Annotated in this window: 16 protein-coding genes; 4 read left to right on the top strand and 12 right to left on the bottom strand. The window is 52.3% G+C overall.

From position 1 onward, the window contains the following. Nucleotides 1-22: 22 nt before the first annotated feature. The 3 genes from ubiH to AC6IB1_RS04580 all read left to right on the top strand — a co-directional run bounded on the left by ubiH (nt 23) and on the right by AC6IB1_RS04580 (nt 4,069). Nucleotides 23-1,228 carry a 2-octaprenyl-6-methoxyphenyl hydroxylase gene (gene ubiH, locus AC6IB1_RS04590; protein WP_497568003.1) on the top strand — a complete coding sequence of 402 codons (1,206 nt, stop codon included), beginning with the start codon at nt 23-25 and terminating at the stop codon, nt 1,226-1,228. Next, complete coding sequence (locus AC6IB1_RS04585) at nt 1,228-2,439, top strand: FAD-dependent 2-octaprenylphenol hydroxylase (protein WP_497568002.1); 1,212 nt, start codon at nt 1,228-1,230, stop codon at nt 2,437-2,439. Before ubiH ends, AC6IB1_RS04585 begins: the two co-directional genes overlap by 1 nt. A 421-nt stretch (nt 2,440-2,860) precedes the next feature. Beyond that, complete coding sequence (locus AC6IB1_RS04580; protein ID WP_497568001.1) at nt 2,861-4,069, top strand: deoxyguanosinetriphosphate triphosphohydrolase family protein; 1,209 nt, start codon at nt 2,861-2,863, stop codon at nt 4,067-4,069. Between the two features lie 175 nt (nt 4,070-4,244). On the opposite strand, the gene eno is transcribed toward AC6IB1_RS04580, so the two are convergent. From eno to rlmD, 5 genes are all read right to left on the bottom strand, one after another. Continuing rightward, nucleotides 4,245-5,546, bottom strand: a complete 1,302-nt coding sequence (gene eno, locus AC6IB1_RS04575) for a phosphopyruvate hydratase (protein WP_005501903.1) — start codon at nt 5,544-5,546, stop codon at nt 4,245-4,247. Nucleotides 5,547-5,627: 81 nt separating this feature from the next. Then, entirely contained in the window at nt 5,628-7,262 is a 1,635-nt protein-coding gene (gene pyrG, locus AC6IB1_RS04570) for a CTP synthase (RefSeq protein ID WP_497568000.1), read from the bottom strand. Between the two features lie 140 nt (nt 7,263-7,402). Beyond that, the gene (gene mazG / locus AC6IB1_RS04565; RefSeq protein WP_497567999.1) at nt 7,403-8,221 is read right to left on the bottom strand and encodes a nucleoside triphosphate pyrophosphohydrolase; all 819 of its coding nucleotides are present in this window, start codon (nt 8,219-8,221) and stop codon (nt 7,403-7,405) included. Between the two features lie 60 nt (nt 8,222-8,281). Further along, nucleotides 8,282-10,492 (bottom strand): GTP diphosphokinase, encoded by a 2,211-nt coding sequence (relA, locus tag AC6IB1_RS04560; protein WP_497567998.1) that lies wholly within the window; start codon nt 10,490-10,492, stop codon nt 8,282-8,284. A gap of 61 nt (nt 10,493-10,553) precedes the next feature. Beyond that, nucleotides 10,554-11,870: a 23S rRNA (uracil(1939)-C(5))-methyltransferase RlmD gene (rlmD, locus tag AC6IB1_RS04555; protein WP_497567997.1), complete on the bottom strand. Its 1,317-nt coding sequence runs from the start codon at nt 11,868-11,870 to the stop codon at nt 10,554-10,556. Nucleotides 11,871-12,061: 191 nt separating this feature from the next. On the opposite strand from rlmD, the gene barA reads away from it, so the two are divergent. Beyond that, nucleotides 12,062-14,806, top strand: coding sequence for a two-component sensor histidine kinase BarA (barA, locus tag AC6IB1_RS04550; RefSeq protein WP_497567996.1), 2,745 nt, complete (start codon nt 12,062-12,064; stop codon nt 14,804-14,806). A gap of 51 nt (nt 14,807-14,857) precedes the next feature. On the opposite strand, the gene acpS is transcribed toward barA, so the two are convergent. From acpS to lepA, 7 genes are read right to left on the bottom strand one after another with little or no spacing between them, the layout of a single operon-like run. Further along, nucleotides 14,858-15,241, bottom strand: coding sequence for a holo-ACP synthase (gene acpS, locus AC6IB1_RS04545; protein WP_497567995.1), 384 nt, complete (start codon nt 15,239-15,241; stop codon nt 14,858-14,860). Further along, nucleotides 15,241-15,972 carry a pyridoxine 5'-phosphate synthase gene (gene pdxJ / locus AC6IB1_RS04540; RefSeq protein WP_497567994.1) on the bottom strand — a complete coding sequence of 244 codons (732 nt, stop codon included), beginning with the start codon at nt 15,970-15,972 and terminating at the stop codon, nt 15,241-15,243. Before pdxJ ends, acpS begins: the two co-directional genes overlap by 1 nt. Continuing rightward, nucleotides 15,969-16,682, bottom strand: a complete 714-nt coding sequence (gene recO, locus AC6IB1_RS04535; protein WP_497567993.1) for a DNA repair protein RecO — start codon at nt 16,680-16,682, stop codon at nt 15,969-15,971. Before recO ends, pdxJ begins: the two co-directional genes overlap by 4 nt. A 33-nt stretch (nt 16,683-16,715) precedes the next feature. Beyond that, nucleotides 16,716-17,630, bottom strand: a complete 915-nt coding sequence (gene era / locus AC6IB1_RS04530) for a GTPase Era (RefSeq protein ID WP_497567992.1) — start codon at nt 17,628-17,630, stop codon at nt 16,716-16,718. Then, complete coding sequence (rnc, locus tag AC6IB1_RS04525; protein WP_497567991.1) at nt 17,627-18,301, bottom strand: ribonuclease III; 675 nt, start codon at nt 18,299-18,301, stop codon at nt 17,627-17,629. The genes era and rnc overlap by 4 nt, the downstream gene beginning before the upstream one ends. Before the next feature lie 11 nt (nt 18,302-18,312). After that, nucleotides 18,313-19,212 carry a signal peptidase I gene (lepB, locus tag AC6IB1_RS04520; RefSeq protein ID WP_497567990.1) on the bottom strand — a complete coding sequence of 300 codons (900 nt, stop codon included), beginning with the start codon at nt 19,210-19,212 and terminating at the stop codon, nt 18,313-18,315. Between the two features lie 60 nt (nt 19,213-19,272). Continuing rightward, nucleotides 19,273-21,069 (bottom strand): translation elongation factor 4, encoded by a 1,797-nt coding sequence (gene lepA, locus AC6IB1_RS04515; RefSeq protein ID WP_497567989.1) that lies wholly within the window; start codon nt 21,067-21,069, stop codon nt 19,273-19,275. Nucleotides 21,070-21,091: the final 22 nt, after the last annotated feature.

Below are 21,091 nucleotides of genomic sequence, written 5' to 3'. Positions count from 1 at the left end.
CATTGCCAGAGAGTGACACAGAATGGACGCAAGCGCGCCTTCCACACACACCTTTGATGTTGTTATCGCAGGCGGTGCGATGGCGGGGGCTACCCTGGCCCTGGCTATTGAGCGCCTGACAGGGGCCGGGCTGTCGGTTGCCGTGGTTGAAGCAGCCATTCCCGACCACAGCCATCCGGGTTACGATGCCCGCAGTATTGCCCTGTCTTACGGGAGTTGCCAGCTACTCGAACAGATTGGCATCTGGCCGGTGCTGGCACCGTTTGCAACCCCCATCAGCGCGATTCATGTTTCTGACCGCGGTCACTTTGGACTGACAGAAATGCACGCCTCAACGGAAGGTGTCCCCTTCCTTGGCAATGTGATTGAACTTGCTGATGCCGGACGCGTGTTCCATAACGCGCTGGGCGATGCCCAAAACATTACGCTTTTCTGCCCTGCCTTTGTTTCTGAGATTGAACGCGACACAGACAAGGTAAGCCTGACACTCAATGACGGCCAGACACTGACAACCCGGCTGGTGGTTGCCGCAGACGGTGCCCTTTCCTCCTGCTGCGATAAAGTGGGTATTGACCGCCACGAGCATGATTTCGAACAAATTGCGCTGATTGCCAATGTGACCACTGAGCTTGCCCATCAGGGGCGGGCGTTTGAGCGGTTCACCGAGACCGGCCCTGTCGCCCTGTTGCCGATGTCAGAAGGCAGAAGCTCACTGGTATGGTGCGTGAAACCCCACGAAGCGCCAGCCCTGCTCGCCATGTCCGATAACGAATTCGTGCAGGCACTGCAACGTGCCTTTGGCTGGCGTCTGGGAAGGCTACTTCATGTCGGCCAGCGAGGCAGCTACCCACTGGTTTTACGCCAGGCAACCCGTCTTATCAGCCACCGCTTTGCCGTGGTGGGCAACGCTGCACAAACCCTGCACCCTATCGCCGGTCAGGGCTTTAACCTTGGGCTTCGTGATGTGGTAACACTGGCAGAGGAAATCGCAAACGCCCACCTGAACCAAAAAGATTGTGGTGAAATGCCGGTCTTGCAATCCTACCTTGCCCGCCGTGAGCCGGATCGTGATGCCACGGTCGCCATGACGTCAGGATTGGTTCATGGTTTTTCAAATACCGCTGCCCCGTTGATTCTGGGGCGCAATCTGGGACTGGCAGCCATGTCAGTCTGTAGTGAATTGAAAGCCCCCCTGCTTAAACGGGCGATGGGTCTGGTAGAACGATAATGAAAATGACAAATGTAGACATCGCCATTATCGGCGGTGGTATGGTTGGCCTGACACTGGCAGCGGCACTGGCTGAAAGCGATCTCCGTATCGCCATCATTGAAGGCAAGATGCCCGAACCGGAACTGGACACCCTGCCCGACCTTCGCGTTTCGGCCCTGAGCCGCGCCAGCGAACGTATCCTGAAAAACGTGGGAGCGTGGGACGGCATCCTTTCCCGTCGCTACAGCCCGTATCACAAAATGTCAGTGTGGGAGCAGGACAGCTTTGCCGCCATTGATTTTGATGCCACCGATCTGGGGCAACCTAACCTTGGCTGCATTGTTGAAAACCGTGTGATTCAGCTGGCGCTGATGGAACGCGTCAAACAGCAGCACAACGTTACTCTGTTTTGCCCGGAACGCTGCCAGAGCATGATGTTCGGTGAAACCGAAGCCTGGCTGACGCTGGAATCCGGCAATGCCATTACCACCAAACTGGTCGTGGGTGCAGACGGTGCCAATTCCTGGGTGCGAAACCAGCTTTCGATCCCCCTGACCCATTGGGATTACGGCCACAGTGCGCTGGTGGCGAATATCCGCACCGAAGAGCCTCACGGTGGTGTAGCGCGCCAAATTTTCACCCCGGATGGCCCGCTGGCATTCCTGCCTTTGCCTGACCCACACCTGAGCTCGATTGTCTGGTCGCAATCACCGGAACAGGCTGACGCCCGCTGCACCATGCCCGCAGAAGAATTCAACAAAGCACTGAGCGCAGCGTTTGATCTTCGCCTTGGCCTTTGCAAAGTCGAAGGTGAACGGGCGGCGTTCCCCCTTAAAATGCGCTATGCGAGGGATTTTGTCGTTGATCGCGTCGCGCTGGTTGGCGATGCAGCCCATACCATTCACCCGCTGGCTGGTCAGGGCGTCAACCTTGGGTTGTTAGATGCCGCTACGCTGGCACAGGAGCTGGTTCGCCTGAGCAATGAAGGCAAAGACATCGGTGAAAAAGCCAGCCTGCGCACCTTTGAACGCTGGCGCAAGGCCGAAGCGGCGCAAATGATTGCCGCCATGCAGGGCTTCCGCGATCTGTTTGCCGGCGAAAACCCTGCGAAGAAACTTATCCGCGGAATTGGACTGATGGCAGCCGCCACGCTTCCGGGCATCAAAACCCAGTTTATTAAGAGAGCGCTTGGGCTGACGGGCGATTTGCCGGAGCTGGCAAAGAAATAAGTCCGAGGTTCGTCAAAGTAATAGTAATTGGATGAAAGCGAGCAACGCTATTATCCATATAGATTAATGTGCATTTAACCTGTCAGTTTTTAAGTCACTATGTGATCAAGTCTGGCAGGTTACTCATTCTCATTTATGCTTAATTTTTACGTTACAGAAAATAAATCTCATCAGTCTCACTTCAAGATGTTTCGATAGAACTCCTAATGCCAAACAAGAGGTATGTAAAAATACCTCATCTTGTTGTATTTTCTCGTTCGTAAATTTTCGGGACATGGTGATACTCTATTTAAAACATAAACTTGCGCTAAAATCGAGTATTGGGTGGACGCATGCCCCCAAAAAAAATGGGGTATAACTGTCCCTGATAAATTGTTATAAGCCAAAGTTAGTTGGTTAGATAATTAATAAAGAGAAAAATATGTACGATAGTGAAGTAATTGAGTATGCGAAAGAGCAAGAGAACATAATCTCTAAACTTGAGTATCGAGTGCACGAGCACGATGATGGACGTTCTGAGAATCGCCAGGATCTGATGCGTGACTATGCGCGAGTTCTATACTCATCATCCTTTAGACGTTTGCAAGGTAAGATGCAATTGCTTGGCGTAGACGCCAACAAGTTTAATCGAAATCGACTCACTCATAGTTTGGAAGTAGCACAAATCGCTCGCTCCATTGCTTACGATCTCAAACTACAACACACTGTTGTAGCTGAAACTGCATCACTTGCACATGATATTGGTAACCCCCCTTTTGGGCATTATGGTGAAATTGTACTTAACGACTTAAGCGCAGGGTGTGGTGGTTATGAAGGGAATGCTCAAGCATTCCGAATCTTACGCACGTTAGAAAAGAAGCATTATGCGTATCCGGGGTTAAACCTAAACGTACGTACTCTGATGGCTATAACCAAATACTTCTTCAACAAGCAGCAGAACAGTAAAAAGTTCTTATACGACGCCGATTATGACTTTTTAAAAGCAGCACTAGCAAGTAAAGGAGTAACTGTCACCAAGAGTATTGACGCTGAAATAATGGATTTAGCCGACGAAATTGCTTATGCAGCACATGATCTAGAGGACGCACTAAGCTTTGGCATGATCAGTTTAGGTGAAATAGTTCATGAGTTTAGTATTAGCGACAAGTTTAAAGATGCATACCCAACTATGGCGAAGATTGCGAAAGATGTGCAAGGTGTCGCGATGAAAGCTAGTCGTAGTGGCACATCTGAAGAGTATGCAATTGTGCTCAAGAAAGAGCTGACGTCAAAAATAGTTAATACCTTATGCTCTGATATTGGTTTAGTTAATGGTTGTTTAGGTTACAAACAACATGCAAAACTAGCTGAAGGACTGAAAAAACTGTTATTTAAAGCAATACTCCGTAAGAAAGACATTCAGCTTTACGAGCGACGAGGTGAGCAAATTATTCGTGGCTTATTTGAGGTATATACTGATGAAAAATACAACAAAGATAATATATTGCTACCATCAGAATTGCGTTCAATTAATGACTGTAAAACTCGCCTAGTTACTGACTACATCTCAGGTATGATGGATTCATATGCTGCCCAGGAGTATGAAAAGTACTTTGGTAAGGGTAGTGCAGATAAGCTTTACTTTAATTAAAATTGTAACGGGAACAGGGAAGTGGACAAGCACACATCATGCTTTTATCTTTTTCTGGCGGAGGATATTCATAGCTCTGTGGCGACTTGAGACAGCTCTTTCTCGCTTTCTATAACGCAAAAAAACGGCGCCTTTTCAGCGCCGTTTCTTATTTAGAAAGCTTCAGGTCAGCGATTTACGCTTGGCCTTTTACTTCTTTCAGACCGTTGAAAGGTGCTTTGCCAGCCAGCGCTTCTTCGATGCGGATCAGCTGGTTGTACTTAGCAACACGGTCAGAACGGCTCATAGAACCGGTTTTGATTTGGCCTGCTGCAGTACCTACCGCCAGGTCAGCGATAGTTGCGTCTTCAGTTTCGCCGCTGCGGTGAGAGATAACCGCGGTGTAGCCTGCATCTTTCGCCATCTTGATCGCAGCCAGGGTTTCAGTCAGAGAACCGATCTGGTTGAACTTGATCAGGATAGAGTTCGCGATGCCTTTCTCGATACCTTGCGCCAGGATCTTGGTGTTGGTTACGAACAGGTCGTCACCCACCAGCTGGATTTTACCGCCCAGCAGTTCTGTCTGGTGCTTGAAGCCGTCCCAGTCAGACTCATCCAGACCGTCTTCGATAGACACGATTGGGAACTGCTCTACCAGGCCAGCCAGGTAGTGGTTGAACTCTTCAGAGGTGAAGGTTTTGCCTTCGCCTTTCATGTTGTAGATGCCAGCTTCTTTGTCGTAGAACTCAGATGCTGCACAGTCCATTGCCAGGGTGATGTCTTTGCCCAGCTCATAACCTGCTGCTGCAACAGCTTCTGCAATCACTTCCAGCGCTTCAGCGTTAGATTTCAGGTTAGGCGCGAAACCACCTTCGTCACCCACTGCTGTGTTGTAGCCTTTAGACTTCAGTACTTTTGCCAGGTTGTGGAACACTTCTGAACCCATGCGTACTGCTTCTTTCAGGGTTGCAGCGCCAACTGGCTGGATCATGAATTCTTGGATATCAACGTTGTTGTCTGCGTGCTCACCACCGTTGATGATGTTCATCATTGGCAGAGGCATAGAGAATACGCCTGGCGTACCGTTCAGCTCAGCGATGTGCTCGTACAGTGGCATGCCTTTCGCAGCAGCTGCTGCTTTTGCGTTTGCCAGAGAAACCGCCAGGATTGCGTTAGCACCGAGTTTAGATTTGTTGTCGGTACCGTCCAGGTCGATCATGATCTGGTCGATTTCAGCCTGGTTTTTCGCGTCTTTGCCTTCCAGCGCTGCTGCGATTGGGCCGTTAACCGCTTCAACCGCTTTCAGTACACCTTTACCCAGGAAACGTGCTTTGTCGCCATCACGCAGTTCCAGTGCTTCGCGAGAACCGGTAGATGCACCAGAAGGCGCAGCTGCCATGCCTACGAAACCACCTTCCAGGTGAACTTCCGCTTCTACAGTTGGGTTACCGCGTGAATCGATAATTTCGCGGCCCAGAACTTTAACGATCTTAGACATTGTGTTTCCTCTCGTATGTCATATAGCTTAAGAATGCGAAAAAGCGGCCGCACTACCTTCGCGACCGCTTCCTTTTTTCAGTTACAGCTCACCACGCTGGTATTTACCCGCTGCCGCCACAAAGCCTGCAAACAGCGGATGGCCATCGCGTGGGGTTGAGGTAAATTCAGGGTGGAACTGGCACGCCACAAACCATGGGTGCGCAGGGTTTTCGATAATCTCAACCAGCTTTTTATCCGCAGACAGGCCAGATACTACGAGACCTGCTTTTTCGATCTGCGGGCGCAGTACGTTATTCACTTCATAACGGTGACGGTGACGCTCGTGAATCGTCGCGTTACCGTACAGCTCGCGCGCTTTTGTTCCTTCTTTCAGGTGACACAGTTGGGCGCCAAGGCGCATGGTGCCACCCAGATCAGATTTTTCGCTACGCTCTTCAACCTTACCGTCATTGTCGACCCATTCCGTGATCAGGCCAACGACCGGGTACTTACAGTTTTTGTCGAACTCGGTGGAGTTTGCACCTTCCATGCCTGCCACGTTGCGCGCGTATTCAATCAGCGCAACCTGCATGCCCAGACAGATGCCAAGGTATGGGATTTTGTTTTCACGGGCGTATTTTGCCGCCAGGATCTTGCCTTCAACACCGCGGTCACCGAAGCCACCCGGTACCAGAATCGCGTCCAGACCCTGCAGTGCTTCTTCGCCTTTGCTTTCTACGTCTTGTGAATCAATGTATTTGATGTTCACTGTCAGGCGGTTTTTCAGGCCACCGTGTTTCAGTGCTTCGTTCACTGACTTGTAAGCATCTGGCAGTTCGATGTATTTGCCCACCATACCGATAGTCACTTCACCGGTTGGGTTGGCTTCTTCATAAATAACTTGTTCCCACTCAGACAGGTCTGCTTCTGGCGCTGTGATACCAAAGCGCTGACAAATCAGGTCATCAAGACCTTGTGAGCGGATCAGTGAAGGGATTTTGTAGATAGAATCTACGTCCTTCATCGAGATAACCGCTTTTTCTGACACGTTACAGAACAGGGCAATCTTCGAGCGCTCATTAGCAGGAATAACGCGGTCGCTACGGCAAACCAGAATGTCTGGCTGGATACCGATAGACAGCAGTTCTTTCACTGAGTGTTGGGTAGGCTTGGTTTTCACCTCACCGGCGGCTGCCAGGTAAGGGACCAACGTCAGGTGCATGAACATCGCGCGCTCACGACCCAGCTCAACCGCCAGCTGGCGGATCGCTTCCAGGAACGGCAGTGATTCAATATCACCCACGGTGCCACCGATTTCTACGATAGCAACGTCGTGACCTTCGCCACCGGCAAGCACACGTTCTTTGATAGAGTTGGTAATGTGTGGAATCACCTGAATGGTTGCACCCAGGTAGTCACCGCGGCGCTCTTTGCGCAGCACGTCGGCGTACACACGGCCAGAGGTGAAGTTATTGCGTTTGGTCATCTTGGTGCGGATGAAACGCTCATAGTGACCCAAATCCAGGTCAGTTTCTGCACCATCTTCCGTAACGAATACCTCACCGTGCTGGGTTGGGCTCATAGTGCCCGGGTCCACGTTGATGTAAGGGTCAAGCTTCATGATGGTCACATTGAGACCACGCGCTTCTAAAATTGCCGCCAGTGACGCTGCTGCAATACCCTTACCTAGGGAGGAAACCACCCCGCCCGTAACAAAAATGTAATTCGTTGTCATGCTAAACCTGAGAGTTGGATTTAGGGGAAATTATTGGAAATCTGGACGGGACGACATGTTACCAGAGCCAGAAACTTCCCACAACGTGAAAACTATCACACGGAATGCCGTTTTTTTTTGTCGTAAATCAATTGAGTGATTTACGACGATGTGTTGCCCTCATCACGTTTTACTTCCTGCCACAACATTTCGAGTTCATCTTGATGACTTTCCTGCAAATTTTTACCGTTTTCGCGTAATTTCATTTCAACATTACGAAAACGTTTTTCGAATTTCAGGTTGGCTTTGCGAAGCGCCATTTCCGGATTGGTGCCAAGATGCCGTGCCAGATTGACCACGGCGAACAGCAAATCGCCAACCTCTTCATCCACACGCTGTTGGTCAATATCCACCATCAGCGCCTCTTCCATCACCTCTTCTAGCTCTTCCTGCACTTTTTCTGCGACAGGGCCAACAGAGTCCCAGTCAAAACCAAACCGTGCGCACCGTTTTTGCAGTTTGGCCGCCCGCCCCAATGCCGGGAGCGATGTCGGTACATCATCGAGAATGCTGGGTTCAGCATCCGGTTTGGCTTTTGCTGCACGTTCCTGGGCTTTGATGCCTTCCCAATCGGCTTTTTCCAGCGGATTGCCCTCGGCATCTTTTTCACCAAACACATGCGGATGCCTGCGCACCAGCTTGTCGCAAATCGCACCGGCGATGTCCTCAAAGTCGAACAAGCCCTGCTCTTTACTGAGTTGACTATAGAACACAATCTGGAACAGCAGATCGCCCAGCTCGTCGCGCACATCGGCCCATTCCTGGCGCTCAATGGCATCCACGGCTTCAAAAGTTTCTTCGACGGTGTAAGGAATTATGGAATTGAATGTTTGCTTCCTGTCCCACTCACAGCCGTTTTCCGGGTCCCTGAGTGTGGCCATAATTTCCAGCAATTCTTGCATTCGTGACAGTGTTTTCATCTGCTACCTTCTGTTGCCACAACGAAAAAGGGAAAGCCGTGCTTTCCCCTTTGATGATTGTTAGTGAAGCCGCTTGGCTTCATGCACATCCTTGACCTGTTCAAGGCGGGAAATCACCCGGCTCAATACATCAAGGTCGCCCAGTTCCAGATCAAAGTCCATGATCGACAACTGCTGTTTAAAATCGACCCGGCTTTGCATGCCGGAAACTTTCACTTTCTCGTTGGTCAGCACATGGGTGAGATCTTTGATAAGACCGCTGCGCTCTGAGGCGGATACCCGCACCGTGATTTGGTAACTGCCGATGTAGCCACTGCCCCAGACGGTATCAATGATACGCTCAGGCGCATGATGGCGAAGCTCGGCAAGCTGCTCACAATCGGCGCGGTGAACCGAGATACCGCGGCCCTGGGTGACATAGCCTTCAATGTCATCACCCGGGATAGGCTGGCAACAGCGAGCCAGGTGAGTCATCAGGTTATCCACCCCTTCCACTACCACAGCATCGCGGCGCGGCCGCTTGGTGGAGGTGACCGCTTCGGCCTGTTCCAGCTTTTCGCGAAGCTGCTGGTCTTCCTGTTCCTTGGTCAGTTTGTTGACCACGGAATTGATGTAGTTAATCACCTGGTTGATGCGCAGATCACCGCTGCCCACACCGGCATAGACTTCATCCAGACTATTGACGTTAAAGCGCTTCATGGCAAGGGCGGCGTCTTTGCTGGCAGCGCCGATTTTCGCCAGCTCGGCATCCATGATTTCCTTGCCCGCCTCAACATTTTTCTCACGCGCCTGCTTGCGGAACCAGGCGTTGATCTTGGCGCGCGCCCGGCCTGATGTGACAAAACCAAGGCTTGGGTTTAGCCAGTCGCGGGACGGATTGGGCTCTTTCTGGGTGATGATTTCAACCTGATCGCCCATGTTAAGGTGGTAGGTAAACGGCACAATGCGCCCTTCCACCTTGGCACCGATACAGCGGTGGCCCACTTCCGAGTGAATGTGGTAGGCAAAATCAAGCGGTGTGGCACCGCTTGGCAAGTCCACCACATCCCCTTTCGGGGTGAAGGCGTAGACGCGATCGTCAAACACCTGGCTGCGCAGTTCATCCAGCATTTCGCCGGAATCCGACATTTCTTCCTGCCAGGCCAGCAGCTTCCGCAGCCAGGTAATTTTCTCGTCGTAACCGCTTCGGCCCGCTGATGCCCCTTCTTTATATTTCCAGTGCGCGGCCACACCCAGCTCAGCATCATCGTGCATCTGCTTGGTACGGATTTGGATTTCTACTGTTTTGCCTTCCGGCCCCAGCACCACGGTGTGAATGGACTGATAACCGTTAGGCTTGGGGTTGGCGACATAGTCATCAAATTCTTTCGGCAGGTGGCGGTATTTGGTGTGCACGACCCCAAGGGCGGCGTAGCAGTCCTGCAGTTGGTCAGCAATAATGCGCACGGCACGCACATCGAACAGCTCATCAAACGCCAGCCCTTTTTTCTGCATCTTGCGCCAGATGCTGTAGATGTGCTTCGGGCGGCCGTAGACCTGGGCGTTGATGTTGGACGCTTCCATCGCGTTTTGCAGATCGGACACAAAAGCCTCGATGTATTGCTCGCGGTCAATGCGTCGCTCCGCCAGCTGTTTGGCGATTTGCTTATAGGTAGTGGCGTGCTGGTAACGGAAGGCGTAGTCTTCAATTTCCCATTTTAACTGGCCAATGCCCAGCCGGTTTGCCAATGGCGCATAAATATTGGCGCACTCTTTGGCCACCGCCTGGCGTACCTCGTCCGGCTCGTTTTTCACTTCACGCAGGTAGGTAATGCGCTCGGCAAGCTTGATCACCACGCAGCGAAAATCATCCACCATTGACAGCAGCATGCGTCGCACATTATCCACTTGCGCGGCAGTGGCCTGTTCATTGTTGGCATTCAGGTGGCGAATTGCCGCCATTTCCTGAACCCCTTCCACCAGTTTGGCAATATTGCTGCCATAGCGCTCTTTTAACAGCTCAAGGCTGAGCACGCCATCTTCAACCATAGGGAACAGCAAGGCTGCAAGGAGGGTATCCTTGTCCATGCTCAGGGTGACCAGGATTTCAATCATCTCCCGGCCACACCAGAGTGACTGTGCAAGCGTTTGCTCATCCCCCAGTGTCTGGCAATAGTGATAGGCTTCCGTTAAAGCCTGAGACACAACAGCATCCTGGGCAAGGCCTTCCACCCAGCGTTCAAGCACAAATTCTTTATTGTTGTTTAGGTGCGCGCCACGAATTGCGACCATTTCACTTTCCTGTTTTTCTTATCCTTAAACCGGCCATCACCATAACAGCCAGATAGGCAACTTACTCTCTGACAAACAGTGCCATTGACTCCAAATGCCCGGTATGAGGGAACATGTCCAACATGCCCAGCCGAACCAACTGATACCCATTTTCGAGCAGTACCTGACTGTCCCGTGCTAGGGTCGCCGGGTTGCAGGACACATACACAATCCGCTCAGCCCCGGATTGTGCCACATAAGGCATCACCCCTAAAGCACCGGAACGTGCGGGGTCGAGCAAAATTTTATTGTACTGCTCTTTTCCCCAGACCGTGCCTGTCACATCAAGTTCCAGGTTGGCATGGTAAAAACGTGCGTTTGCCTGATTATTGCTCAACGCATTCTGCGAGGCACGTGCAACCATCTCTTCCACCCCTTCAATGCCCACCACGGCTTTCACTTTTTCCGCCAGCGGCAAACTGAAGTTACCCAGTCCACAGAACAGATCAAGCACCTTGTCTGATTCATCCAGCGCCAGCCAGTCTAACGCCTGTGCGATCATCTTTTCATTGATGTCAGCATTGACCTGGATAAAATCCTGCGGCTCAAACGCCAGGGTTTGCCCTCCGATGGAATACGCGGGCTGCTGCCCTGTCAGGCGGACAGCCTCGCCGTCAGCCTGTTGCAGGTAAAGCACCAGATTATGTTCTTCGGCAAAGGCTTTGAGGCAGCGGGTGTCTTCATCGTGCAACGGCTTGGTAGCACGCACCAGCAGAACACGCCCGGCATCCGAGTCCACCAGCTCGATATGACCAATAATGCGACGGCCACGCAGCCCATCAAGCAGGGAATACATCCCGGGCAGCAACGCATTCAGTTCGGTGCTGAGCACCGGGCAGTCTGTCACCATCACAATGTCGTTCGTGCTGCGCTGGCGAAATCCCATTTCCAGCTCGCCCTGTTTGCTGACTTTCACACTGAGGCGGGCGCGGCGGCGATACGCCAGCGGCTTAGAAATAACCGGGGCATCCTGCGCTAGATCCGCCGACGCAAATTTCTTCATCAACTGCGAAAGGGTGGCTTGCTTGGCCTTGATTTGCGCTTCATGGCCCAGATGCTGGAGGTTACAGCCTCCACACACGCCATAATGCCGGCAGAAAGGTTTGATACGCTCGGCACTGGCTTTCACCACTTTGATCAGACGCGCGCGGGCAAACTGACGTTTGTCTTCGGTCAGTTGCACCACCACCTCTTCGCCCGGCAAGGCACCAGCAACAAACACCGGCTTCTTACCATCAAATGCCACGCCTTCCCCCTGGTGATCGAGACGCACTACCGAGAGGGCTTTATGTTTGGTATCGAGAGTTTTTTTCTTCTGTGGCTTAAAAAAACGCGCCATGGCTCTTGGTTCCAGCTTTCTGCGCAAACCGGTATGGCGGTCTGTGCATAGATTCGAATATTGGCGGCCAGTCAGTTGTGATAACCTGCTGAATTCTCGCCGTCAGCTTTGGTGTTGATGCGCACCTCTGTTTAGAATGGTTCTTAGGTACACCGCAAAATTGGCGGCAATTCTCCCACAGAATAGACAGCATGACCAAATACGGACTTCGCGCCAGAGTAATCACCCTGACACTCGCCCCGACACTTATCATCGGCATCTTACTGAGCGCCTATTTTATCAAAAACCGCTATCAGGAGCTGGAGCAACAGCTTGCCGTTGCCGGTCAGGCGATCATTGAACCACTGGCCATTGCCAGCGAAATCGGCCTTGCCAATGAAAGTCGGGAGAATGTGCAGCGCCTGATTGGGCACACCCATCGCCATCACTCCCAGTACATCCGCAGTATCGCGGTCTTCTCCAGCCAAAATGCGCTATTTGTCACGTCCAACTATCACCGAAACCTGGACATACTCTCCGTGCCACAGGGACAGCCCTTGCCAGACCGGCTGGACATTATCCACCTGAAGGACACCATTTTGCTGCGCGCCCCCATCCGTGCTATCGCGGGTTTTAACAATGTACAGGTGCAGGATAAGCCCATTGGTTACATCGCCATGGAAATGGACATTTCCTCTGTCAAACTCAAGCAATACCGGGAAATTATTTCTGCTGGCGTGGTGCTGGTTCTGGGCCTGATCCTGTCCTGTTTCTTTGCCTACCGCCTGCTGCAGGATGTGGAAATGCCGATCAAGCAGATGATAAGCATGATTGACCGGATCCGCCGTGGACACCTTGATGTCCGGATTGAAGGCAAATTACTCGGTGAGCTCGATACGCTGAAAAACGGCATCAACGCGATGGCCATTTCGCTGTCGGAATATCACCTGGAAATGCAGCAAAGCATTGATCAGGCAACGTCAGATTTGCGTGAAACACTCGAGCAGCTCGAGATCCAGAACGTTGAGCTGGATATCGCCAAGAAAAACGCCCAGGAAGCGGCGCGGGTAAAATCGGAATTCCTCGCCAACATGTCGCACGAGCTGCGAACCCCGCTCAATGGTGTCATTGGCTTTACCCGCCAGATGCTGAAAACCCAGCTTTCCAGCAGCCAGCAGGATTACCTGCAAACGATTGAAAAATCTGCCAATAACCTGCTGACCATCATCAACGACATTCTCGATTTCTCAAAACTTGAAGCGGGCAAGCTGCTTTTGGAAAACATTCCGTTTGATTTTGAGGACTCGCTGGATGAAGTGATGCGGCTGCTGGCGCCGATGGCGCATGAAAAAGGGCTGGAGCTCAACCTTCGAATCGATCCACGTATTCCTGCCGGGGTGATTGGCGACCCACTGCGCATCCAGCAAGTGCTCACTAACCTGATTGGTAACGCCACCAAATTCACGGAACGGGGTCACATCAATGTCAGTGTCGAGCTCAAGCAGCAACGGGACGAACGGCTGGAGTTGCAATTCGTGATCCGTGATACCGGCATCGGGATTTCCGAGCGCCAGCAATCGCAACTGTTCCAGGCATTCCGTCAGGCCGACACCAGCATCAGCCGACGCTATGGCGGGACAGGCTTAGGACTGGTGATCACCCAGAAGCTGGTGCAGCAAATGGGCGGGGATATCGGTTTCAGCAGCCGGCTTCATCAGGGATCCACCTTCTGGTTCACGATAACCCTGATTAAAACCGACCTGCCACTGGTACAGCCGATAGATGCAGAAGGACTGAAAGGCCAGAGCCTGTTGCTGATTGAGCCCAACGCAGAAAGCCGCCACATGATGCGCGACCGCCTTTCTCACCTCAGTATCGACATTGTCGATTACGCCGAGCTGCCCGACAATGCACCGTTCACGTCCTGCGCCCTGATCTGTGTCGATGCCGCCGAGGTACCGACGGCTGACACCCTTGCTGCTATGGCCAAGCAGGCTGAATCATTCACAGATAAAGTGATTTTCTGTCTCCCTACCACCGAACTTGCCCTGTCGGAGTCCTTGCTGTCTTCCGGTGTCGCCGCCTGTCTTGCCAAGCCACTCTCGGTACGCAAACTGATTGAGCAATTACAGGGGCAACTGCACTCACTCGCTCCTCTGCCACCAGCCGTAGAAACCCAGACAGATAAAGTGCCCATTTCGGTGATGGCTGTGGATGATAACCCAGCTAACCTAAAGCTTATCACTGCCCTGCTCAAAGAACGGGTTACCCATGTGGTGACAGCGTCAGACGGAAAACAAGCGGTCGAACAGGCACAAACCCAGAAGTTTGATCTCATCTTGATGGATATCCAGATGCCGGAAATGGACGGCGTGACGGCCTGCCATGAGATCCGTCAAACGCCGATGAATCACCTGACGCCGGTGGTAGCGGTTACCGCTCATGCCATGAGCGGAGAGCGTGAACGCTTACTCAATGAAGGCATGGACGATTACCTGACCAAGCCGATTGAAGAACATATTCTTGAGCAGGTCTTGCATCACTGGACCCATCCACACGCTGGCGAAGCCCAGCCGAACTCCCCCCTTATCACCCCGAACAAACTGGGAGAATCACTTAGTATTGACTGGTCACTGGCGATGAAGCAGGCGTCGGGAAAGGACGATCTGGCCAGAGAGATGCTGCAGATGTTGGTACGTTCATTCGATGAGGTGGAAGAAAAGGTCAACCTCGCCCTCAAAGAGAGCGATGTGAACCTTGCCCCGGCAATCCACAAGCTCCACGGCAGCTGCGCTTATAGCGGTGTGCCACGGCTAAAAAGCCTCTGCCATGAGCTGGAAACCCAGCTAAAACGCGGGGCCACTGTTGAAGAGATTGAGCCGGAGCTGTTTGAGCTGTTGGATGAAATGCAAAACATTCGGGACCAGTCACCGCATTACCTAGAGGATAACACCTGAACCTAAAAGCAAAACGCCCACACACGGGGCGTTTTAGTCATGGTGTATGGGCTAACTGGACTCCAGCAGTACCGTCGCCACTGCGTAGCGTTTCTCATCAGCAAGGGTGAGAAAAATATTTTGCACCCCACGTTCGTCCGCGAGCTTTCGCGCGATGCCGGAAAATTCGACGACAGGCTTACCCAGCGCATCATTGGTCACTTCAAAGTCTTGGAAGGTGACGCCACAGGCAATGCCGGTGCCTAACGCTTTTGACGCGGCTTCTTTCACTGCAAAACGCTTGGCTACAAAACGGGCCGGGAAATTGGAGCTGGAATAGGTCTCCAGCTCCTTGTCGGTCAGAACACGTCTGGCAAACGCATCCCCGGTGCGCGCAATGACTTTCTCAAGGCGGGCAATTTCAACGATGTCAGTCCCAAGGCCCACCACTGCCATCAGCGACGTGCTTCCAGCATCAGGGCTTTCATGTCCGCCACGGCTTTGTGCAGGCCATCAAACACCGCGCGGCCAACAATCGCATGACCAATGTTCAGCTCATAAATCTCAGGGATTGCCGCAATCGGTTTCACGTTGTGATAAGTCAGGCCGTGGCCTGCGTTCACTTTGATGCCCAGATCTGCCGCATAACTCGCACCTGCGGCAATTTTCTTCAGCTCTGCCTGCATCTCTTCGTCGGTCGAGGCCTCCGCATAACGGCCGGTGTGCAGTTCTATAAACGGGGCACCACAGGCTTTCGCCGCATCAATCTGGGCGCGGTCTGCATCGATAAACAGGGACACTTTGATACCGGCAGCGGTCAGGGTTTCGGTGGCCGCTTTCACTTTCTCAAGCTGGCCAGCCACATCCAGGCCACCTTCTGTCGTGAGTTCTTCACGCTTTTCAGGCACCAGACAGACATACGCCGGTTTTACCTCGAGTGCGATGTTCACCATCTCGTCGGTCACCGCCATTTCCAGGTTCATGCGGGTCTGAATGGTCTCTTTCAACAGGTAAACATCGCGGTCTTTAATGTGGCGACGGTCTTCACGCAAGTGAACGGTAATACCATCTGCACCGGCACGCTCTGCAATCTCTGCGGCGTGGACAGGATCAGGATATTGGGTGCCACGCGCATTACGGACGGTCGCAACGTGGTCAATATTAACGCCCAGGTAAAGGGTATTCATTGCGTTGATTTCCTTGTTCTTAACAAAAATAGCTCACGGCTTTTCAGCGGTTTAGGGCCAAGATAAGGCTTAAGGGCCAGCCGTGTAAAGCGCTTGGCGGCCTTTAGCTGTTCTGCCGTCGAGAATTGACGGGTTGCCAGCGCCTTCAGGTCGCTGCCCGTAAACGTAAGCGTATTGCTTTTCATCAGCGAGGCAACAAACCCTTGCTGCTCACGAAAAATATACGTCATGGTTTCATCAACGGGCTCACCGCTGCCGGCGCAGTGGAGAAAATCCACCCCATAACCGAGTGAGTCGAGCAAGGCAAGCTCAAACCGGCGTAAGGCGGGTTCAGGGTTGCTGTGCTGGGCAAGCTCTGTCAATGCAGTGACGTAATCATAGAAAAGCTGATGGTACGCGGTTTCCGGCTCTACAACCCGGCTCAGGATCTCATTGAGATAAAAACCCGAAAACAGGGCATTGCCAGAAAGAGGGATCGCAAGCCCCATGGCTTCTGCATGGCGCAAGGTATGCATTTCGCCACGGCCGGACCATTTCATTAACAGCGGGGTGAAGGGCTGAAGCGCCCCTTTCAGGGGAGAGCGTTTACCACGGGCGCCTTTTGCCATCAGGCTGACGCGCCCGTGATTTTCGCTGAACACATCCAGGATCAGGCTGGTCTCACTGTAGGGTCGTGAGTGCAGGACAAAGCAGCGCTGCAAACCTTCCATAGTGCTCCTGGATTTTCTCTGGTAGTGCGGCAGTTACAGGTCGTCGATGTAACCGAGGCTGCGCAGTGCGCGCTCGTCGTCCGCCCAACCGGATTTCACTTTCACCCAAAGCTCAAGGTACACCTTGCGCTCAAACAGTTCTTCCATATCAAGGCGGGCTTCACGGCCAATGGTTTTGATTTTATCGCCACCTTTGCCGATCACCATGCGCTTCTGACCGTTACGCTCAACCAGGATCAGGCCGTTGATTTCAAAGCCGTCGGTTTCCGGGTTGTAGTCAAAACGCTCGATTTCCACGGTCACTGAGTAGGGCAGTTCGTCACCGGTAAAACGCATCAGCTTTTCACGGATAATCTCCGAAGCCATAAAGCGTTGTGAGCGGTCAGTCACGTACTCTTCCGGGAAATACCACTCACCTTCCGGCAGGTGTTTACGTACCAGTTTTTCTACCACATCGATATTGGTACCGTGCTTCGCCGACACCGGCACGACATCGATAAAGTCCATTTTCTGGCTGACTTCCTGCAGGTGCGGGAACAGTTCGCTTTTTTCTTTGACGTTATCGACTTTGTTCACCAGCAATACAGTAGGCAACTGCGCTTTTTTCAGCTTGTTCAGCACCATCTCATCATCTTGCGTCCAGTGGGTACCGTCCACCAGGAACAATACCAGCTCAACATCGGTCAGGGAGCTGGATGCTGCACGGTTCATCAGTCGGTTGATGGTGCGTTTTTCTTCAATGTGAAGCCCCGGGGTATCCACATACACGGCCTGATAAGCGTCACGGGTGTCTACCCCCATGATGCGGTGACGGGTGGTTTGCGGTTTACGCGAAGTAATAGACAGCTTCTGCCCAACCAGACGGTTGAGCAGGGTTGATTTACCCACGTTGGGGCGGCCTACGATGGCAATAAAGCCACAGTGACGTGTTTGCGGTGTATCTGTCATGAGTCCAGCTTTTGCAATGCCAGTTCCGCAGCCGCTTGCTCTGCCTTGCGGCGACTGCTGCCTTTACCTACTACAGGCCGATCCAGTCCTGTTACCTCACATTCCACTGTAAACTGCTGGTTGTGTGCTTCACCTTGTACCTTAGTGACATTATAGGCCGGCAGTGGCTTACGACGCCCTTGCAGGAACTCCTGCAACCGTGTTTTCGGATCTTTCTGGTTCGCGCCCGGCTGAATAGTTTCCAGACGTTGTTTGTACCAGCTCAATACAATTCCACGTACCGTTTCCAGAGAGCTGTCGAGGTAGATAGCACCGATGATCGCCTCTACGGCGTCTGCCAAGATGGAATCGCGGCGGAAGCCACCACTTTTCAACTCTCCAGGCCCCAATTGCAACACATCGCCCAGTTCAAACTCGCGGCCCAACTCAGCCAGCGTGTTACCACGAACCAGCGTTGCACGCATACGGCTCATATCACCTTCATCAACGTTCGGGAAACGATGGTAGAGATCGTCAGCAACAACGAAACTCAAAATAGAATCGCCCAAAAACTCCAAGCGCTCATTGTGGTTTCCACTGGCGCTTCGGTGTGTCAGGGCGAGACTGAGAAGCGTCGTATCGGTAAATGTATAGCCGATACGACGCTGTAATCTATTCATTGGTGTTGTCATGTTGTTCCAAGTTAATCAATGCCGCCGATGCGGTTGAAGCGCACCCCGACAGGTACCCAAGACGGCAGGAAGCTGTCGCCTTGCTCATCAAATTCAAAACTGATCCAGATACCGACAGCTTTACCTACCAGGTTCGCTTCCGGCACAAAGCCCCAGAAACGGCTGTCTTTACTGTTGTCGCGGTTATCGCCCATCACGAAATACTGGCCTTCCGGCACCACCCACTCACCCAGACCCGGCGTTGGATAATACTGCCCGGTTTGGTTTGGTATGAAAGGATTCACCAGGATTTGATGCGGCTCAGCGCCAAGGTTTTCCTGCGCCTGAACCAGATTAACGCCACGCTGGACAAATTCACTCTTGTGAACATCGTCGACCGGCACCAGCTCACAGCTAGACTCACCTTGCTTTTGAACACAAAGGCGTTTGTCTTCGTTGTAGCGCACCGTGTCGCCCGGCAGGCCGATAACACGCTTGATAAAGTCAATATTGGGCTGTGGCGGGTATTTGAACACCACCACATCACCGCGTTCCGGTTTTCCGGTTTCCACCAACTGATGGCGGAACACCGGATCTTTCAGGCCGTAGGCAAACTTCTCGACCAGAATGAAGTCGCCCACCAGCAATGTCGGCATCATGGAGCCAGAAGGGATCTGGAACGGCTCATAAACAAAAGAGCGCAATACCAGAACAAGGCCAATCACGGGGAACACAGAAGCGGACGTTTCCACCCAGTTTGGTTGAGGGGCAACCTGTGCCACCTGCTCCGCACTCAGCTCGCCGCTGTCCATGTTTAGCACCTCAGCCGCTTTTTGCTGGCGGCGAGGCGCCCACTTGAACTTATCCAGTACCCAGATAATCCCAGTAAACAGGGTGACAAGCACCAGAATCAGCGAGAAAGTATTAGCCATCGTGTACCCCTAAACCTCTATTCCCTTTGTTACATCACCTTCGCTTTCGTAAAGCTCAGGTTATTTATCTTTGCCTACGTGCAGAATCGCCAGGAACGCTTCTTGTGGCAGCTCGACGTTACCGATCTGCTTCATGCGTTTCTTACCTTCTTTTTGTTTCTGCAGCAGTTTTTTCTTACGGCTTACGTCACCACCGTAACACTTCGCCGTCACGTTCTTACGCAACTGTTTTACGGTAGAACGCGCAATAATGTGGTTACCGATGGCAGCCTGAATCGCGATGTCGAATTGCTGGCGGGGAATGAACTCTTTCATTTTCTCAACCAGATCACGGCCACGGCTTTGTGCCTGATCTTTATGGGTGATGATGGCCAGCGCATCGACGTTATCGCCATTAAGCAGCACATCTACACGCACCATCTTCGACACTTCATAACGCTGGAAATTGTAATCCAGTGATGCGTAACCGCGTGAGGTGGATTTCAGGCGATCGAAGAAGTCCAGTACCACTTCGGCCATTGGGATGTCATATGTCAGTGCCACCTGGTTACCGTGGTAAATCATGTCGACCTGTGTACCACGTTTTTCAATACACAGGGTGATCACGTTACCCAGGTATTCAGATGGCACCAGAATATTACAGCGTGCAATCGGCTCACCAATGTGCTCAATGTCGTTCACCGCTGGCAGTTTTGCCGGACTGTCTACATACAGTACGTCACCATTGGTTTTCTTCACTTCGTACACCACCGTCGGTGCAGTGGTGATCAGGTCCAGGTCGTATTCACGCTCCAGACGTTCCTGAATGATCTCCATGTGCAGCATGCCAAGGAAACCACAACGGAAACCAAAGCCCAGCGCCGCTGAGTTTTCTGGCTCATAAAACAGGGAGGCATCGTTCAGGCTCAGTTTACCCAGCGCATCACGGAAAGCTTCGTAATCGTCTGACGATACCGGGAACAGGCCCGCATAAACCTGTGGCTTCACTTTTTTAAAGCCAGGCAATGGCGCGTCTGCACCGTGTTTTGCGTGGGTCAGGGTATCACCGACTGGTGCGCCCAGGATGTCTTTGATACCACAGACAACCCAGCCCACCTCACCGGTACGCAGCCCCTGGGTATCGGTTTGTTTAGGTGTAAAGATACCAATGCGATCAACACCCCACACCTGACCGGTGCTCATGACCTTGATCTTGTCACCTTTCTTCAACTCACCGTTTTTAATACGTACCAGAGACACAACGCCCAAGTAGTTGTCGAACCATGAGTCAATAATCAGTGCCTGCAATGGCGCTTCGGGATCGCCTTCCGGTGGTGGAATGTTCTTAACAATGTCTTCCAGAACCAGATCAACACCCAGACCGGTTTTTGCCGAGCAACGGGTTGCTTCGGTGGCATCGATGCCGACAATGTCTTCAATCTCTTCTGCTACGCGATCCGGGTCAGCGGCAGGCAAGTCGATCTTGTTCAGGATTGGCACCACTTCCAGGTCCATTTCAATCGCGGTGTAGCAGTTTGCCAGTGTCTGAGCTTCAACACCCTGACCCGCGTCCACCACCAGCAAAGCACCCTCACACGCCGCCAAGGAGCGCGATACCTCGTAAGAGAAGTCAACGTGTCCCGGAGTGTCGATGAAGTTCAACTGATAGGTTTCCCCATCCTTTGCTGTGTAATTCAGCGTCACACTTTGTGCTTTGATGGTGATACCACGTTCGCGTTCCAGATCCATGGAGTCCAGAACCTGTGCTGCCATTTCACGATCGGTCAAACCGCCACAAACCTGAATCAGACGGTCTGAAAGGGTCGATTTACCGTGGTCAATGTGGGCAATAATCGAAAAGTTACGAATGTGCTTCATAAATGGTGTGACTAACTCGTTA

The sequence above is a fragment of the Grimontia sp. THUN1695 genome, from assembly GCF_059704325.2.
This window is presented reverse-complemented; position numbering and strand designations above follow the sequence as displayed.

What these genes read in the sequence shown, in the direction of transcription:
- ubiH (WP_497568003.1), top strand. Translation starts at nt 23, where the DNA reads ATGGACGCAAGCGCGCCTTCCACACACACCTTTGATGTTGTTATCGCA.
- AC6IB1_RS04585 (WP_497568002.1), top strand. Translation starts at nt 1,228, where the DNA reads ATGAAAATGACAAATGTAGACATCGCCATTATCGGCGGTGGTATGGTT.
- AC6IB1_RS04580 (WP_497568001.1), top strand. Translation starts at nt 2,861, where the DNA reads ATGTACGATAGTGAAGTAATTGAGTATGCGAAAGAGCAAGAGAACATA.
- eno (WP_005501903.1), bottom strand. Translation starts at nt 5,546, where the DNA reads ATGTCTAAGATCGTTAAAGTTCTGGGCCGCGAAATTATCGATTCACGC.
- pyrG (WP_497568000.1), bottom strand. Translation starts at nt 7,262, where the DNA reads ATGACAACGAATTACATTTTTGTTACGGGCGGGGTGGTTTCCTCCCTA.
- mazG (WP_497567999.1), bottom strand. Translation starts at nt 8,221, where the DNA reads ATGAAAACACTGTCACGAATGCAAGAATTGCTGGAAATTATGGCCACA.
- relA (WP_497567998.1), bottom strand. Translation starts at nt 10,492, where the DNA reads ATGGTCGCAATTCGTGGCGCGCACCTAAACAACAATAAAGAATTTGTG.
- rlmD (WP_497567997.1), bottom strand. Translation starts at nt 11,870, where the DNA reads ATGGCGCGTTTTTTTAAGCCACAGAAGAAAAAAACTCTCGATACCAAA.
- barA (WP_497567996.1), top strand. Translation starts at nt 12,062, where the DNA reads ATGACCAAATACGGACTTCGCGCCAGAGTAATCACCCTGACACTCGCC.
- acpS (WP_497567995.1), bottom strand. Translation starts at nt 15,241, where the DNA reads ATGGCAGTGGTGGGCCTTGGGACTGACATCGTTGAAATTGCCCGCCTT.
- pdxJ (WP_497567994.1), bottom strand. Translation starts at nt 15,972, where the DNA reads ATGAATACCCTTTACCTGGGCGTTAATATTGACCACGTTGCGACCGTC.
- recO (WP_497567993.1), bottom strand. Translation starts at nt 16,682, where the DNA reads ATGGAAGGTTTGCAGCGCTGCTTTGTCCTGCACTCACGACCCTACAGT.
- era (WP_497567992.1), bottom strand. Translation starts at nt 17,630, where the DNA reads ATGACAGATACACCGCAAACACGTCACTGTGGCTTTATTGCCATCGTA.
- rnc (WP_497567991.1), bottom strand. Translation starts at nt 18,301, where the DNA reads ATGACAACACCAATGAATAGATTACAGCGTCGTATCGGCTATACATTT.
- lepB (WP_497567990.1), bottom strand. Translation starts at nt 19,212, where the DNA reads ATGGCTAATACTTTCTCGCTGATTCTGGTGCTTGTCACCCTGTTTACT.
- lepA (WP_497567989.1), bottom strand. Translation starts at nt 21,069, where the DNA reads ATGAAGCACATTCGTAACTTTTCGATTATTGCCCACATTGACCACGGT.